The 12,227-nt window shown below is 71.6% G+C and carries 14 protein-coding genes; 9 read left to right on the forward strand and 5 right to left on the reverse strand.

The window, feature by feature from the left end; all coding sequences use genetic code 11:
* The 4 genes from ACFYY6_RS37700 to ACFYY6_RS37715 all read right to left on the reverse strand — a co-directional run.
* A partial coding sequence (locus tag ACFYY6_RS37700) for a DUF2637 domain-containing protein (RefSeq protein ID WP_389197691.1) occupies positions 1–943 on the reverse strand: 943 nt, incomplete at its 3' end.
* Between the two features lie 41 nt (positions 944–984).
* Positions 985–1,113, reverse strand: coding sequence for a hypothetical protein (locus ACFYY6_RS37705; RefSeq protein WP_389197693.1), 129 nt, complete (start codon positions 1,111–1,113; stop codon positions 985–987).
* A 139-nt stretch (positions 1,114–1,252) separates the two neighbouring features.
* Positions 1,253–1,627, reverse strand: coding sequence for an HNH endonuclease (locus ACFYY6_RS37710; protein ID WP_389197695.1), 375 nt, complete (start codon positions 1,625–1,627; stop codon positions 1,253–1,255).
* Positions 1,624–2,610 carry a sigma-70 family RNA polymerase sigma factor gene (locus tag ACFYY6_RS37715; protein WP_388968412.1) on the reverse strand — a complete coding sequence of 329 codons (987 nt, stop codon included), beginning with the start codon at positions 2,608–2,610 and terminating at the stop codon, positions 1,624–1,626. Before ACFYY6_RS37715 ends, ACFYY6_RS37710 begins: the two co-directional genes overlap by 4 nt.
* Positions 2,611–2,943: 333 nt before the next feature.
* Here ACFYY6_RS37715 and ACFYY6_RS37720 point away from each other — a divergent pair, with 333 nt between their 5' ends.
* The 5 genes from ACFYY6_RS37720 (at position 2,944) to ACFYY6_RS37740 (ending at position 7,691) form a co-directional block, all read left to right on the forward strand.
* Complete coding sequence (locus tag ACFYY6_RS37720) at positions 2,944–3,717, forward strand: GntR family transcriptional regulator (protein ID WP_389197697.1); 774 nt, start codon at positions 2,944–2,946, stop codon at positions 3,715–3,717.
* Between the two features lie 9 nt (positions 3,718–3,726).
* Complete coding sequence (locus ACFYY6_RS37725) at positions 3,727–4,287, forward strand: GNAT family N-acetyltransferase (protein ID WP_388968514.1); 561 nt, start codon at positions 3,727–3,729, stop codon at positions 4,285–4,287.
* Positions 4,288–4,480: 193 nt separating this feature from the next.
* Positions 4,481–5,506: a bifunctional DNA primase/polymerase gene (locus ACFYY6_RS37730; protein WP_389197705.1), complete on the forward strand. Its 1,026-nt coding sequence runs from the start codon at positions 4,481–4,483 to the stop codon at positions 5,504–5,506.
* Complete coding sequence (locus ACFYY6_RS37735; protein WP_389197699.1) at positions 5,503–7,188, forward strand: phage/plasmid primase, P4 family; 1,686 nt, start codon at positions 5,503–5,505, stop codon at positions 7,186–7,188. Before ACFYY6_RS37730 ends, ACFYY6_RS37735 begins: the two co-directional genes overlap by 4 nt.
* A gap of 332 nt (positions 7,189–7,520) precedes the next feature.
* Positions 7,521–7,691 (forward strand): hypothetical protein, encoded by a 171-nt coding sequence (locus ACFYY6_RS37740; RefSeq protein WP_389197701.1) that lies wholly within the window; start codon positions 7,521–7,523, stop codon positions 7,689–7,691.
* Between the two features lie 1,582 nt (positions 7,692–9,273).
* Here the strand turns inward: ACFYY6_RS37740 and ACFYY6_RS37745 are convergent.
* Positions 9,274–9,501 carry a hypothetical protein gene (locus ACFYY6_RS37745; protein ID WP_389197703.1) on the reverse strand — a complete coding sequence of 76 codons (228 nt, stop codon included), beginning with the start codon at positions 9,499–9,501 and terminating at the stop codon, positions 9,274–9,276.
* 437 nt (positions 9,502–9,938) lie between these two features.
* Between ACFYY6_RS37745 and ACFYY6_RS37750 the strand changes: the two genes are divergently transcribed.
* The 4 genes from ACFYY6_RS37750 (at position 9,939) to ACFYY6_RS37765 (ending at position 12,193) form a co-directional block, all read left to right on the forward strand.
* Positions 9,939–10,154, forward strand: a complete 216-nt coding sequence (locus ACFYY6_RS37750; RefSeq protein ID WP_388968627.1) for a hypothetical protein — start codon at positions 9,939–9,941, stop codon at positions 10,152–10,154.
* A gap of 482 nt (positions 10,155–10,636) precedes the next feature.
* Positions 10,637–10,852 (forward strand): hypothetical protein, encoded by a 216-nt coding sequence (locus ACFYY6_RS37755; RefSeq protein WP_388968624.1) that lies wholly within the window; start codon positions 10,637–10,639, stop codon positions 10,850–10,852.
* Between the two features lie 256 nt (positions 10,853–11,108).
* A complete protein-coding gene (locus ACFYY6_RS37760) occupies positions 11,109–11,903 on the forward strand; it encodes a ParA family protein (protein WP_388968376.1) in 795 nt (264 codons plus the stop codon).
* Positions 11,900–12,193, forward strand: a complete 294-nt coding sequence (locus tag ACFYY6_RS37765) for a hypothetical protein (protein ID WP_388968379.1) — start codon at positions 11,900–11,902, stop codon at positions 12,191–12,193. The genes ACFYY6_RS37760 and ACFYY6_RS37765 overlap by 4 nt, the downstream gene beginning before the upstream one ends.
* The last annotated feature ends 34 nt before the right edge of the window (positions 12,194–12,227 follow it).

Below are 12,227 nucleotides of genomic sequence, written 5' to 3' on the forward strand. Positions count from 1 at the left end.
GCTCGACGGTCCGCGGCCCAGCGGCGGGGATCCGGGCGGACACCTGCGCCCGGGCCGGTGCTGACGCCGCCACAGCCCCTGAGGCGCCCTCACGGGCCGGAACCGGCCCAGCAGTCTCGGCCGGGGCTGATACGGCCTCAGAGGACCGTTCAGGGGCCTGCACGGTCGCCGGGGCGGACTCACGGGCCGGGGCAGGGACCGGAACGGGCGCGGCAGGGACCGAAGCAGGGACCGGGGCCGGATCGGCGGCGGGTACACGTACCGGATCGGCCGGGGCAGGGGCCTGCGGGCGCGGCTGTGCGACCGGAGCGACAGCCGCGGAGACGCGCTCCGGGGCGGCGGGGAGCGCCGGGGCGGGCGAGGGAACGGTGACCGGCGCGGTGGGCGCGGCCGGGCGTGGGCGCGGGGCCGGGGTTCCCGGTGCCGTCGTGCCGTCAGCCTGGCCCTGAGCTGCGCGGCGAGGCGCGGGCGTGGTCTCCGCCGGTTCGGCCGGCTCGGCGGCTTCGCGGCGGGTGGTCAGCACGACGCCCACCAGGTGCACGACGACGGCCGCGACGAGCGGCGGGACCGTGGACACACCGATGCGCAGCTTCGCGCCGACCACGATGTCCCCGGACTGCACCAGGTGACCGATCGCGTTGAGCCCGACGCTGCCGAGCACGGCGGCGAGCGTGATCCAGCGGGCCAGGCTCCGCGCCTGCTCGCTCATCCGGGACGCCAGCCATACCGCGCCCGCGACCAGGGCGAGCGCGTCGACCGCGATCGGCAGCGACCAGGACATCCGGACCCGGCCCCACGCCTGGACCCAGCCGACCGCGTGCCCCAGCTCGGCCAGCGTGGCCGCGCTCGCCGCCATCGCGACCGCGCCCACCACCACCGCACCGGACACCAGCGCCACCAACAACCGGTCCACCGGCCCGCGCGCCTCTTCTGACCTCTTCATGGACTCCTCTTCCTTCTTGCAGTGGTTCGTGGGGATTTGGGCTAGCACTCGCCGCAGGTCTCGCCCGGGTTCAGCGGGCGGGATGTGTAGGCGCCGCAGGCCGGGCACTGCCAGAGGTGGCGCAGCACGCTGATCAGGCGAATGACGCGGGCGGTGGTGGTGGATGACACGATGGGGCCCTCCCTCAGGGAGATCAGCCGGGCCGCAGCTGCTTGGTCGTGGTGCGCGGCCCGGCACCGATGGCCGGACGGTTGTCCGGCTCCCCGCCCGCCCCGGAAACGTCGTCGTCCCGGGGCGGACAGGCAGCCGTCAACCAGCCGCCACCCCTTGACCGCCCGGCCCCGCCTCGCGTACACGCGTGCGCGGCACGCGGTACGCGCGGCACGCGGTGGCCCCCTCCCCGGGCACCAGTCCGGGCCCGAACCGGCCCGGCGCCGGACGCAGCAGGAGCGCCGGGGCCGTGTCCGCCTTGACCTCGTTGCACGGCGCGCAGGCGAGCACCAGGGCGGCGAGCGCCCAGGTGTGGGCGAGCGAGCGGGGCACGAGGTGGTCGATGGTCGCGCCCTGAAGGGCCGGGGCCGGGCCGAACGGCGTTCCGCAGTAGAAGCACTGCGCGCCGTCCCGCTCCGCCAGGGCCACCCGGATCCTGCGCCGCCGCGCCCGGTTCGGAGTGCCGGCGCTCACGCCGACGCCCCGGCCCGCGCGGTGCGCAGGTAGCAACCCGCCGCGCAGACTCGTGCACAACGGCCCGCGCCCTTCTTCTGGGCGGGCACGGTCTGAACCGGGTCCATCCGGCGCTCCTGGACCATCAGGCGCAGCGAGCGCACCGCCCGCTTGTACGCCTCGTACGTCGAGGCGGCCGTGCGGCCCAGCTCCCGCGCCACCTCCGCGTTCGACAAGCCGCGGGCGCGCAGCCGCACCACCTCGGCCTGCGCGGCGGGCAGCCGTCCGACCACCCGCGCCCACTCGCCCGGCAGCGCCTCCGCCTCGCGCTTCGCCAGCCGCCGCGCGATCTCGGCCGGGTCGCGCAGCACCTTCAGCGCCGCCCGCAGGTGCGTGGCCACGTTGCCCTGGCTGTCGCCCATCCGGGCCGCCACCGCCCGCTGCGTCATCCCCTCACACAGCAGCTCGATCACCTGCCGCTGACGCGGAGACAGCACACCCAGCGCCCGTGCCCAGCACCCGGAGATCTCCCCGGTGTCGGCCAGCCCGAGCAACTCCTCAACCGCGCAGTGCGTGGCGTCCTCGGGCCCCGGCCCGGCCAGCGCGTCCAGGCGCTGCTCCACGCTGCGCGCGTCCCCGGCCGACGCCGCCCCGAGCACCATCTCCAGCTCGTTGCGGCGCAGCCGCAGGTGCTGGTGGATCATCCGCTTCGCCCGCCACGCCAGCAGCGGGTACAGGTCCGCGTCCGAACGGTCAGCGAAGTCGTCCATCTCGTACGGGCGCATCGCCAGGTCCAGCCACATCTCCTGGACCAGGTCCTCGGCAAGCTGCCAGTCATCCACCCGCACGTACAGGTAGTGCACCAGCCTGCGGTGATGCAGCGACGCCAGCCGCCCCACCCGCTCCGCCTGCCCTGCCTCCAGCCCCCGCCGGCCCCCGCGCCGCACCCGCTCCGGCCGGTCCGCCACCTGCGCAGACACCGGCCGCTCAGCGACAATCGACACGTCGGTCCCCTCTCACACAGCTCGGTCCGACAGCGGTCGAGGTGCTTCCAACACCCCGACCACCACCCAGAAAGGCCCGAGGTGCTTCCAACACCCCTGGCCACGCCCGGCCGGTGCTTCCAACACCGGCCGGGCGCACCGACTTCAGACACGAAGTCGGCGCGCCGCTGACGTTAGCGGCACTCCATGAAGGCAGTCAACATCTTCAGACACGAAGTCGCGGACAGGTTTTCGCTGTTGATGGCCGGTCAGCGCCTCGAATGATGACTTCGGACCGGATGTTTTGCACCCTGGTCACGTCTTCGGACCCGAAGTTGCGCTACGCTGCCCGGCATGCCAACCAACAAGAAGTCACCGCCGATGCGGGAGATCGCGGAAGACCTTCAACGACGCATCGCTTCCGGCGAACTGCGTCCTGGAGACCCGCTGCCCAGCACCCGGACCCTCGCCTCTGAGTACGGCGTCGCAGAGAAGACCGTCTACCGCGTCATTTCCCTGCTCAAGGCAAGTGGGCAAGTCGAGGGGAAGCAGGGCAAGGGCGTGTTCGTCCGCTCCATCAAGCCCCTGGAGTGGCACATGCACCGCTTCGAACGCGGTCCCCGTCGCGACGACCCCTCAGAGGGCCGGGACGATTGGAAAGTCGGCGTCGAGGAGCAAGGGCGCGTCGCTTCGCAGGACACCCCGCGCGTGACCGTCGAACCTGCCCCTGCGGACATCGCCGGGTGGCTCCAGGTCGAGCCGGGAACCTTCGTCGTTGCCCGTCGCCGCGTGCGACGCGTCGACGGGGAGCCGTTCCAGTTGGCCGACTCATGGTTTCCCACGAACGTGGCGCTGGAGACGCCGCTGATGTTGGAGCGAGACGTCACGATGCCGGGCGGCATCCTGGCAAGCGTCGGCCACCCACAGAAGTTCCTGAGAGACGAAATCCGGGTCTGGCCGCCCACCTCCCCCGAGGAAGCCGCGCGCCTGGAGCTCGCCGAGGGAGTCGGCACTCCCGTCATCCGGCATGTACGCATCGGGTACGGCACGGACAACCGACCGATCCGGGTCATGACCACCGTCGCTGCAGGCCACCTGAACACGCTCGTCTACGAGATGGAGGTCTGAGTGCTGACCATGCGTCAAGCCACCGCCAGCGATGAACCCGCTCTCATGGAGATGCGGGTGGAGGCCGAAGCCTGGCTCGCTGCGGCCGGCATCGACCAGTGGCGCAACCCCGTCACACGATCGCGAGCCCTCGCGAAGTGGCAGAAAGACATTGCAGAAGGACGCACGTGGGTCGCTGTGAATAGCTCAGACAGAATAGTGGGAACGGTGACCCTGGCCGAGCCCGATCGGGATTTCTGGAGCGCCAAAGATTCCCCGGAAGACGCCGTTTACGTGGCGAAGCTAATTACAGCGCGCATTGCGTCTGGAAAAAATGTCGGAGGGCGAATTCTCGATTGGGTGAGTTCTGTTGCCCAAAAGAGAAATGTTTCTTGGGTCCGTCTCGACGTCTGGCGAACCAACAAGAAACTTCAGCAGTACTACGTAAAGGAAGGCTTTCGACACGTGCGCACAGAAGCGCCTCCACACCGGCTTTCAGGCTGGATGGCGCAGCGCCCGGCGACCGTCATCCTCCACCCGGGCGAGGAATTGAAAGAGCGCTCGGAGCCCAATCTCCAGCGCACCGCATGAGCACACACGCAACAGGCCCCGCCAGACGGCGGGGCCCGCAGGTCCCCCGGGGTGCGAACCCGGGCGAACAGCACTCTCACCAGCTACGAGGAGGTGCGCTCCCTTGAGCGTACGACGCGCAACCAGCACAGCACTACACCGGCAGGCTGCGGCCCTGGCCACGACAGAGGTGGCCCTTTCGACGTCGCACCGTGTGGCGCGGTGGTGTGCTGATCAGGGGTGGGCGGTGCACCCGCTGGCCCCGGGGAGCAAGCTGCCGCCGGCCAACTGCCGCCGCTGTGCCCGGCCCACTTCCGGGCGGCCGAACCCGCAGTACATCGAGCACGAGACGGCGGACTGCCGGTGCATCGCGGCCGGGGGCCGCTGCCACGGCGTGCGGGCGGCCACGACGGACCCGGCCCGCATCGACCGGTGGTGGTCGGCCGAACCGCGCTTCGGCGTCGGCATCGCCTGCGGCGCGTCCGGCCTGGTGATCCTCGACGTGGACGACCACACGGACGCGGACCGCCCGGAGAACCACGACTACCTTCCCGGTGTCAAGCTCCCCGACGGAGCCGCCCCGGAGAGCTTCAGGAGCGGGTGGGACACGATCGCCGCCCTGTGCGAGGTGCGGTGCGCGCCGCTGCCCTGGGTGGACCCGCCCACCCTGACCGTCCTGACCGCCGGGGGTGGCCTCCAGGCATGGTTCCGGGTCGAGGATCCCGAACTGTGGCACCCGGCCGCCGGACGCCTCGGCTGGCAGCTCGATCTGCGGGCGGGCCGCTCCTACGGCATCGCCCCGGGCACCGTCACCGCCGCCGGGACCTACCGGGCCCTCGGCGACTGCCGCACGGTCGCCCCTCTGCCGTCCTGGCTCGAGGAAGACCTGCGGCGCACCGGACACCACCGCAAACCCGACCCGGCACGCCAACGCCGCCGAAACGCCCGCCAGCTCCTGTCCACCCTCCGGCCGCCGAAGGGCGACGCCTACGTCCAGGCCGTGGTGCGCGCCGAGGTCGACCAGGTGGCCACCGCTCCCAGCGGCACCCGCAACCAGACCCTCTACAACGCCGCGCGGGCCCTGGGCCGGTTCATCCCGGCCGGGCAGCTCTCCGAGGCCGAGGCGACCGCCTGCCTGACAGCGGCCGGAACCGCCTGCGGGCTGTCCGACACCGAGACCCGCGCCTCGATCCGCTCCGGACTCCGGGCGGGCACCATCCGCAAGGGAGCCACCGCGTGAGCGACACCACCGCGCTGTCCGACACCGAGCGCGGGCTGCGCCTCCTCGCCCTGCTCGACAGCCAGCCCCAGCCCGAGGACCAGGACCCGCCCGTACAGGCCCCCGCAGCCTCTCCAGAGGACGAGCCGGACTCTTCCGAGGAGATCCCGCCGCAGCGCGCCGAGACCGCCCCCAAGAAGCCCAGGAAGGCCAAGGGACGGCCCCGGAGCACCGTTCAGGGCTCCGTCGCGGCCTCCGACGCCTTCATCGTCGAGGACGTCGTCACCGGCTGCCTGGAGGGCCTGTACTGCTGGTCCCCGCACCTGGACTGGATGCGGTGGACCGGGAAGGTGTGGTCCGTCACCAGCGAGACGACCGTGCGCGAAGAGGTCCGCCTCTACCTCGCCGAGTGGGTCGTCGGACAGCTCGCCAAGCCCACCGCCGGTGTCGGCCCCGACGACCTGGTCCGCCTCCTGGGCAAGAGCCGCATCGCCGGGCTGACCGACCTCTCCCGCGGCCTCCTCCTGGTCGACGGCGCCGACTTCGACAGCGACCCGGACCTGATCACCGTGGACAACGGCGTCGTCGACCTGCGCAACAGCACCCTGCTGCCCCACAACCCCGACCGGTACCTGACCCGCCTCATCCCCACCCGCTACGTCCCCAAGGCCACGCACGACGACTGGGACGCGGTCCTGTCCGCCGTCACCCCCGAGGTAGCCGACTGGCTCCAGCTCCGCCTCGGACAAGGCATCACCGGCCACGTCCCCGACGACGACGTCATGCTGCTCCTGCACGGCGACGGCCAGAACGGCAAGTCAAGCCTCGTCGACGCCCTGTCCCTGACCCTCGGCGGCAGCACCGACATCGGCGGCATGACGTTCCTCGACGACAGCGTCCTCACCGGCGACCGCGACGCGAAGGAAGAGCGCATGGCGCTCAAGGGCGCCCGCCTCACGGTCGCGGAGGAGCTGCCCGAGGGCCGCCGGCTCAACGTGGTCCAGCTCAAGAAGGCGGTCGGCACCGCCGTGATGAAGTCCCGTCACCTCTACAAACGCGAGGTGCAGTGGCTCACCAGCCACTCCCTGCTCATCACCACGAACTACCGGCCCGCCGTCTCCGAGACCGACCACGGCACCTGGCGCCGCCTGGCCATGGTCCCCTTCCCGTACACCTACGTCCGGGAACCCTCGAACGACCACGAGCGCAAGGGCGACAGCACCCTCAAGACCCGCCTCGCCGGACAGCCCCAGCGCGAGGCCGTCCTCGCCTGGCTCATTGCCGGGGCCAAACGCTGGTACAAGGCGGACCGCACCATGCCCGACCACCCGCCGGCCGTTCAGGACGCCACCCGGCAGTGGCGCATGGAGTCCGACGTGATCATGCGCTACTGGAACGAGCGCCTGGTGCCCGACTACGACTCCCACGTCATGTCCAAAGAGCTCATGGACGACCTCAACCAGTTCCTCGGCGAGATCGGCCAGCAGACATGGAGCCAGAAGACCGCCGCCGACCGCTTCAGCTCCCACGAAGAAACCAAAACCCACAAAGTCACCAAAGCGGTAATCCGACGTAAGAAAGGACTTTCCCGACCTCCGGGGGGCGGGCCCGACGGATGGTCCACTGCCCGGCCCGCGCCGCCCGAGCGGTACCACGCATGGCTCGGGGTGCGGTTCGCGAGCACCTCTGACCTGACCGACTGACCAACCACTCCCGACCCCCCGGCGGCAGCGTCCGTCCGGGGGTCGAGTGCTGTCTGAGGCGCGAGAGAAGCCGAGGGGTGGCACGGGTGGCACGGCACTCTGGAAACTTTCCCTATCTATATGCGAGGAAAAGTTTCCAAAGACCCGTGCCACCCGTGCCACCCGGCGCTGACCTGGGTGTTAGCCCCGCGAGGTGTGAGGTCGGTCCCGTGTCCGCCAGGCCGGTGTGTCCGGCTGTGAGCGCGGCTCGTGTCGCTGACGCCCCCTCGGGTGTCCCGGCCCGAGAATCGCGCTCACAGCGGCGCACAGCCGGTCTCGCGAAAGGTGCACCCGTGCCCGATCACCCGCCCCGCGGCGGCCCGCTCGACCCGCACGACGAGTCATGCGACCTGCTGGACTTCATCGCCCTGGCCGACCACGAGCAACGCTGCTGCGCCCGGCACCACCCCGAAGCCGACCGTCACGATCCGGTCGGCTACCAGGCCCCCGACTGGCCCTGGTAGCAGCGCTGTGCGCCTCTCTGAGCGCCTGTCAGTCGCCCCGGGTCTCCTTCCCCGGGATGACTGGCGTTCGCGGCTCAGGGGGGCGTACAGCGGTTTTCGGGCTGTCAGTTGTCAGCTGTGCGGGCCGTGGTGACGGCTCGTCGCCCGATGCTGGGCCGGTCCGGGGGCGCCTCTGTGAGGCTGTGAGGCCCGGTTCCGGCCCGGGAACCGCCGCACTCTTGGTCACTCGGCGTGACGGTGCACGGTTACGGGTTACCGGTTACAGCCCTCGGTGAGTGCCCGAATCGGCCCGTGGGCGGCCCGGATCCGGCTGCTGTGGGGCCTGTAACCGGTAACCGGTAACCGTGGGCTGTGACTCTGCGTGATGGCGGTGGGGTCGGTCCCGTGTCCGCCAAGCGCCCGCCGGTGGTCCGCCAAGTACCCGCCGGGGCCCGTCGAACACCCGCCGGTCCGGCGGACCCTGGCAGGTGTTCGGCGGACATCTGGCGGGTGCTTGGCGGACCACTGGCGGGCCCCGGGTCTCGCGTGCGCGTAGGTGCGCGCGCCTGTACGGGGCGGCCCGGATCCGCCCGTCACAGCCGTTGTCACAGCTCCTGTCACAGCCGCTGTCACGGGTCCGCGGCGACCGATTCAACGCCACCCTGTTGATCCGTGCTGATCCGTCCGCGATGCGTATCCGATGCGTGCTGATCCGTCAGCCGCGACGGATCGGCACGGATCAGGAACGGATCGTGGACGGATCAGGAAACGGATCGTGACCTGGGAGGACGGATCAGACGCATCAAATCCGCCGCCTGCCCCTGTTCCGGCTCCTGGAGCCGGTTTTCGGGGTGTCGGGCGGGGGCGGTGCCCTGATGCGTCCCGGGGGTTCCGCCCCGCCCCGTCCGGGCCCCGTACGGCTGGGGCCCGCCATCCCAGACGGGCCCGGGCGGACCCCAGACAGGTTCTGTCTGGGTTGGCAGGCGTGTATGGGTTGCTGAGCTGGGTGTATGGGTTGTCTGGGTTCGGGAGAGCACCCCGGTTCCGGCCGGGCGGGTCCCAGACAGCCGCTCATCGGGCCCGCCCCCGGCAACCCATACAACCCATACGCGCCCGCGGGCCCCCCGCTCGCCTGCCCGCAGACGGCTGCGCCCGTGCGCGTCCGGGCGCGCCTACGTGCGGCGGGCGTCCAAGCGCCTCCGCGTCCCGTGCGGGGACCGCCCGGCCGGGTTCGCCGGCTGACCGGGGCCGGGCCGGTCGGCGGTCCGTTCCGGGCATGGCGGCGCCTCGCGCGCGTTTGGCGTGCACAGGTGCACGTGCACACGCGTGCACGCGTAGAGGGCCCCGCCCGTCGCGCCTGTCTCGCGTGCGGGACGCGGCGGGCGTCCGCCGCGGCCGGGTGCGTTGCCGGGGCAGAGTCCCAGCGGTGCCGGGTGGCGGTCCGCTCACCTGCCGCCGGCCTGCCGGGCACCTGCCATCGGCCTGCCGTGGCCTGCTGCGTCCGGCAGGCCACGGCAGGTGGTCCGGCAGGCCGGCGGCAGGCCGGACCTGGGATGGCAGGTCGGCAGGCCGATTTCCCCGCCCCCCTGGCGGGGCCGGGATTTCAGGGGGTTTTGGGTGCGGTGCCGGGGTCGGCGGGGCCGGTACCGAGCGGGCGGCGGCGACCGCCACCGCCAGGAGCAGCCGACGGGGAGACGGGGGCGGGCTCGGCGGTCCACTCGCCGGCCGCCGCGCGTTCGGCGGCGGTCAGGGTCCGCGGGTCACGGGCGGGTGGCTCGGGCCGGGGGCGGTCGGTGCCGGGCCCGAGCGCCCGGCGGTGTACGGCGCTCACCGGCCCAGTCTGCCCATGTCCGGCCGGTGGCCGTCCGGCGGGAGGGACCAAGGGCCGGGCTTGCGCGCCTAACCCCCGGGCCCCGCATCGTGCTGTCTCGCGCCCGGCCGACCGGCCAGGTAGCAGACGCGCAGCGCTCATTCAATAGCTGCCCGGCGCTGAAATCGCAGGTCAGAACGTTGAATGGGCCCGCCCGATCGGACAACGTGCTGTCCGGGCCCCGGACTTGCGCGGCTTGCTCCCGGATCCCTCACGGTGCTGTCCCACCGCCTCCCCCGCCTCTGTCAAGCGTTCGCGAATCCGTCCCGACACCACGTCACCGCACCCCGTACGAGGGGCCGGAACGGATTTTCGCGAGAACTCGACCGAGCGGCCCGGCCGGCGGACTGTTGGCCCCGCGCTCAACCCGAGCGCCCCCTACGAAACGGAGATCCCTCGTGTCCTCGCTCGCCCTGCTCGTCCTCGTCGCCGTGGTCCTCGTCCTGGTCCTGGCCGTCGTCGCCATCCTGACGATGGGCGGCCTCGCCTACGTCGCCTACCGCTACCCGTCCCTCGCCACCCCGCTGACAGTCGCCATCAGCGGCGCGAGCCTCCTGTGCGCCGGCATCGCGGTCGCGGTCGCCGTCGCCGCCGCGATCCTCATCACCCGATGACACCGCGCACCACTCACCCCCGTGCCGGCCCCGCCGCGCCACAGCCCCCGGGCCGTTCTCCACCCCGCCCGGCCGGGCAGACCCGCGCCACGCTCCGTAATTACTTACTTCCCTACTCCCGCGCCGAAACCCGGGGCCGGGCTGCATCCGCCTAGGAAATGCCAGCTGACGTTCCCTCTCGGCGGGAGGTAAGGAAGTAAGTAACCACGGACCGTGACGGTGCGTCCGTCCTCGCGGACCGCGCCGCGCCTCCCCGGGGTTGCACCGACCGTTGCCTGAACCGTTGTCTGGACAGGTGAGCCCGGCGTTGCCCCGCGGGTACTGCCGGAGGTGTGAACCCCTCTTTCGCGATCTTGAGGGTTTCCGCAGGTCAGGCCCCCTGGGCAAGCCAACTCTGTCCGCCGACACCTCTTTTCTCCGCGATAGCCGGAGGAAGAGGTCGTGTCTTCGGGGCCGGGCGGCGCGGGCGGTTGCTGGCCGGTTTGCTCGACCCTCAGCCCGCGCCCACAGACGCGATCTGGACCTACGCGACCGGCGTCCCGTCCGGCTGGAAACCGGGCGACCCCGGCAAGCTCTACAACGTCACCTGCCCCGGGGCCGGCCGCGAACTGATGGGCGGCACCGTGTACTCCGCGACGGGCCCGGCCGGGGGCGGCGTCAACGCCCGGACAACCTCTCAGCCCGGAATCAAGGGGTGAACGGACCACCTGGCGGCGCCGGTTCTCCGCCCTCGGCGCTCGTGCCGCTCGGAGCGCTGTAGTGGGTACACGGAGCGGTCACGCCCCGAAAGGGCTGGCCCGGACCGGTCATCGGTCATCGGCCACCCGTCGGTGGCCGATGACCGATGACCGGTCCGGCATCGGCCACATGCGTCGTGACCTGTGGGTTAGCTGGCATGCTGGCTAGCTGATAAAGCCAGCAAGTCAGCTAGCCAGCTAGTTCATGGAGGCAGTGATGGCCCGACGGATCGCGATCGTCAACAACAAGGGGGGTGTCGGCAAGACCACCACCACGGTGCGTCTGGCCGAGGGCCTGGCGAAGGAGGGCAAGCGGGTCCTGGTGGTGGACATGGACCCGCAGGGCAACGCCTCGTCGATGCTCGGCTGGTTCTACGACCGGGAGCTGAAGCAGCCGACCATCAGCCAGGCGATCCGCGCCGACACCGACGGGGCGGCGCGCGGCGTCATCCAGCCGATCGGCTGGGACGCCCCGTACGCCGGCCGAATCAACCTCGCTCCGGCCACCCTCACCCTGGAGAACCGGATGGCCGAGGCAGGGGTGTCCGGCGCCTGGCGGCGCCTGGTGACCGCTCTGGACGGAGCGGACGACCATGTCGACTACACGCTGATGGACTGCCCGCCCTCGGTGTTCCACCTCACCCAGCTCGCCCTCGCGGCGGCCGACGACGTCGTGATCGTGACCGAGGCCGACATCTACGCCATCGAGGCCGCCGAACGCGTCCGCGACTTCGTCACCGGCCGCGCCCGTAAGGACCTCGCGAACCCCACGCTCACGATCCGCGGAGTCGTCATCAACGCCCTCACGAACACCGCCGTCCAGGCCGAACAGCGCGACTCCGCCCGCCGCATCTTCGGTGACCTCGTGTGGGACCCGATCATCAAACACCGCACCGTCCTGGCCGAGGCCGGCACCGACGCCCTCCCCCTGACCGACCCCCGCACCGCCGAGCCCCGCGCCTCGTTCGAGCTGCTCGCCGCCTCGTTCCTGAAGGCGGTGCCCGCCGCGTGAGCCGCCGCCGACAGGGCCGCACCGCCGACAACGGCGGCACCCGCCCGACCGTGCCCCTCCCCGCGCCCGCCCTCCCCGCAGAAGAAGACGAAGTCGCCGTCGGGGACCAGGTCGCCCAGGCCGCCAAACCCGCCCCGATCCCGAAGAAGAAGCGGCCCCCCTTCGGCAGCTACATGGACAGAGACCTACAGCGCCAGTTCAAGGCCCGCTGCGTCCTCGAAGGCATCGAGATGCAAGACGCCCTCGCGGACGCCATCCGGGACTGGCTCGACAAGGAACCATCGGCCTGACCAGCGGCTAGCTGGCTAGCTAGCAAGTCAGCTA

It is taken from the genome of Streptomyces sp. NPDC001750 (assembly GCF_042892615.1).
Lineage (GTDB): Bacteria > Actinomycetota > Actinomycetes > Streptomycetales > Streptomycetaceae > Streptomyces.

Coding starts and splice junctions, on each gene's coding strand:
- ACFYY6_RS37760 (WP_388968376.1), top strand. CDS start 11,109: ATGGCCCGACGGATCGCGATCGTCAACAACAAGGGGGGTGTCGGCAAG.
- ACFYY6_RS37720 (WP_389197697.1), top strand. CDS start 2,944: ATGCCAACCAACAAGAAGTCACCGCCGATGCGGGAGATCGCGGAAGAC.
- ACFYY6_RS37725 (WP_388968514.1), top strand. CDS start 3,727: ATGCGTCAAGCCACCGCCAGCGATGAACCCGCTCTCATGGAGATGCGG.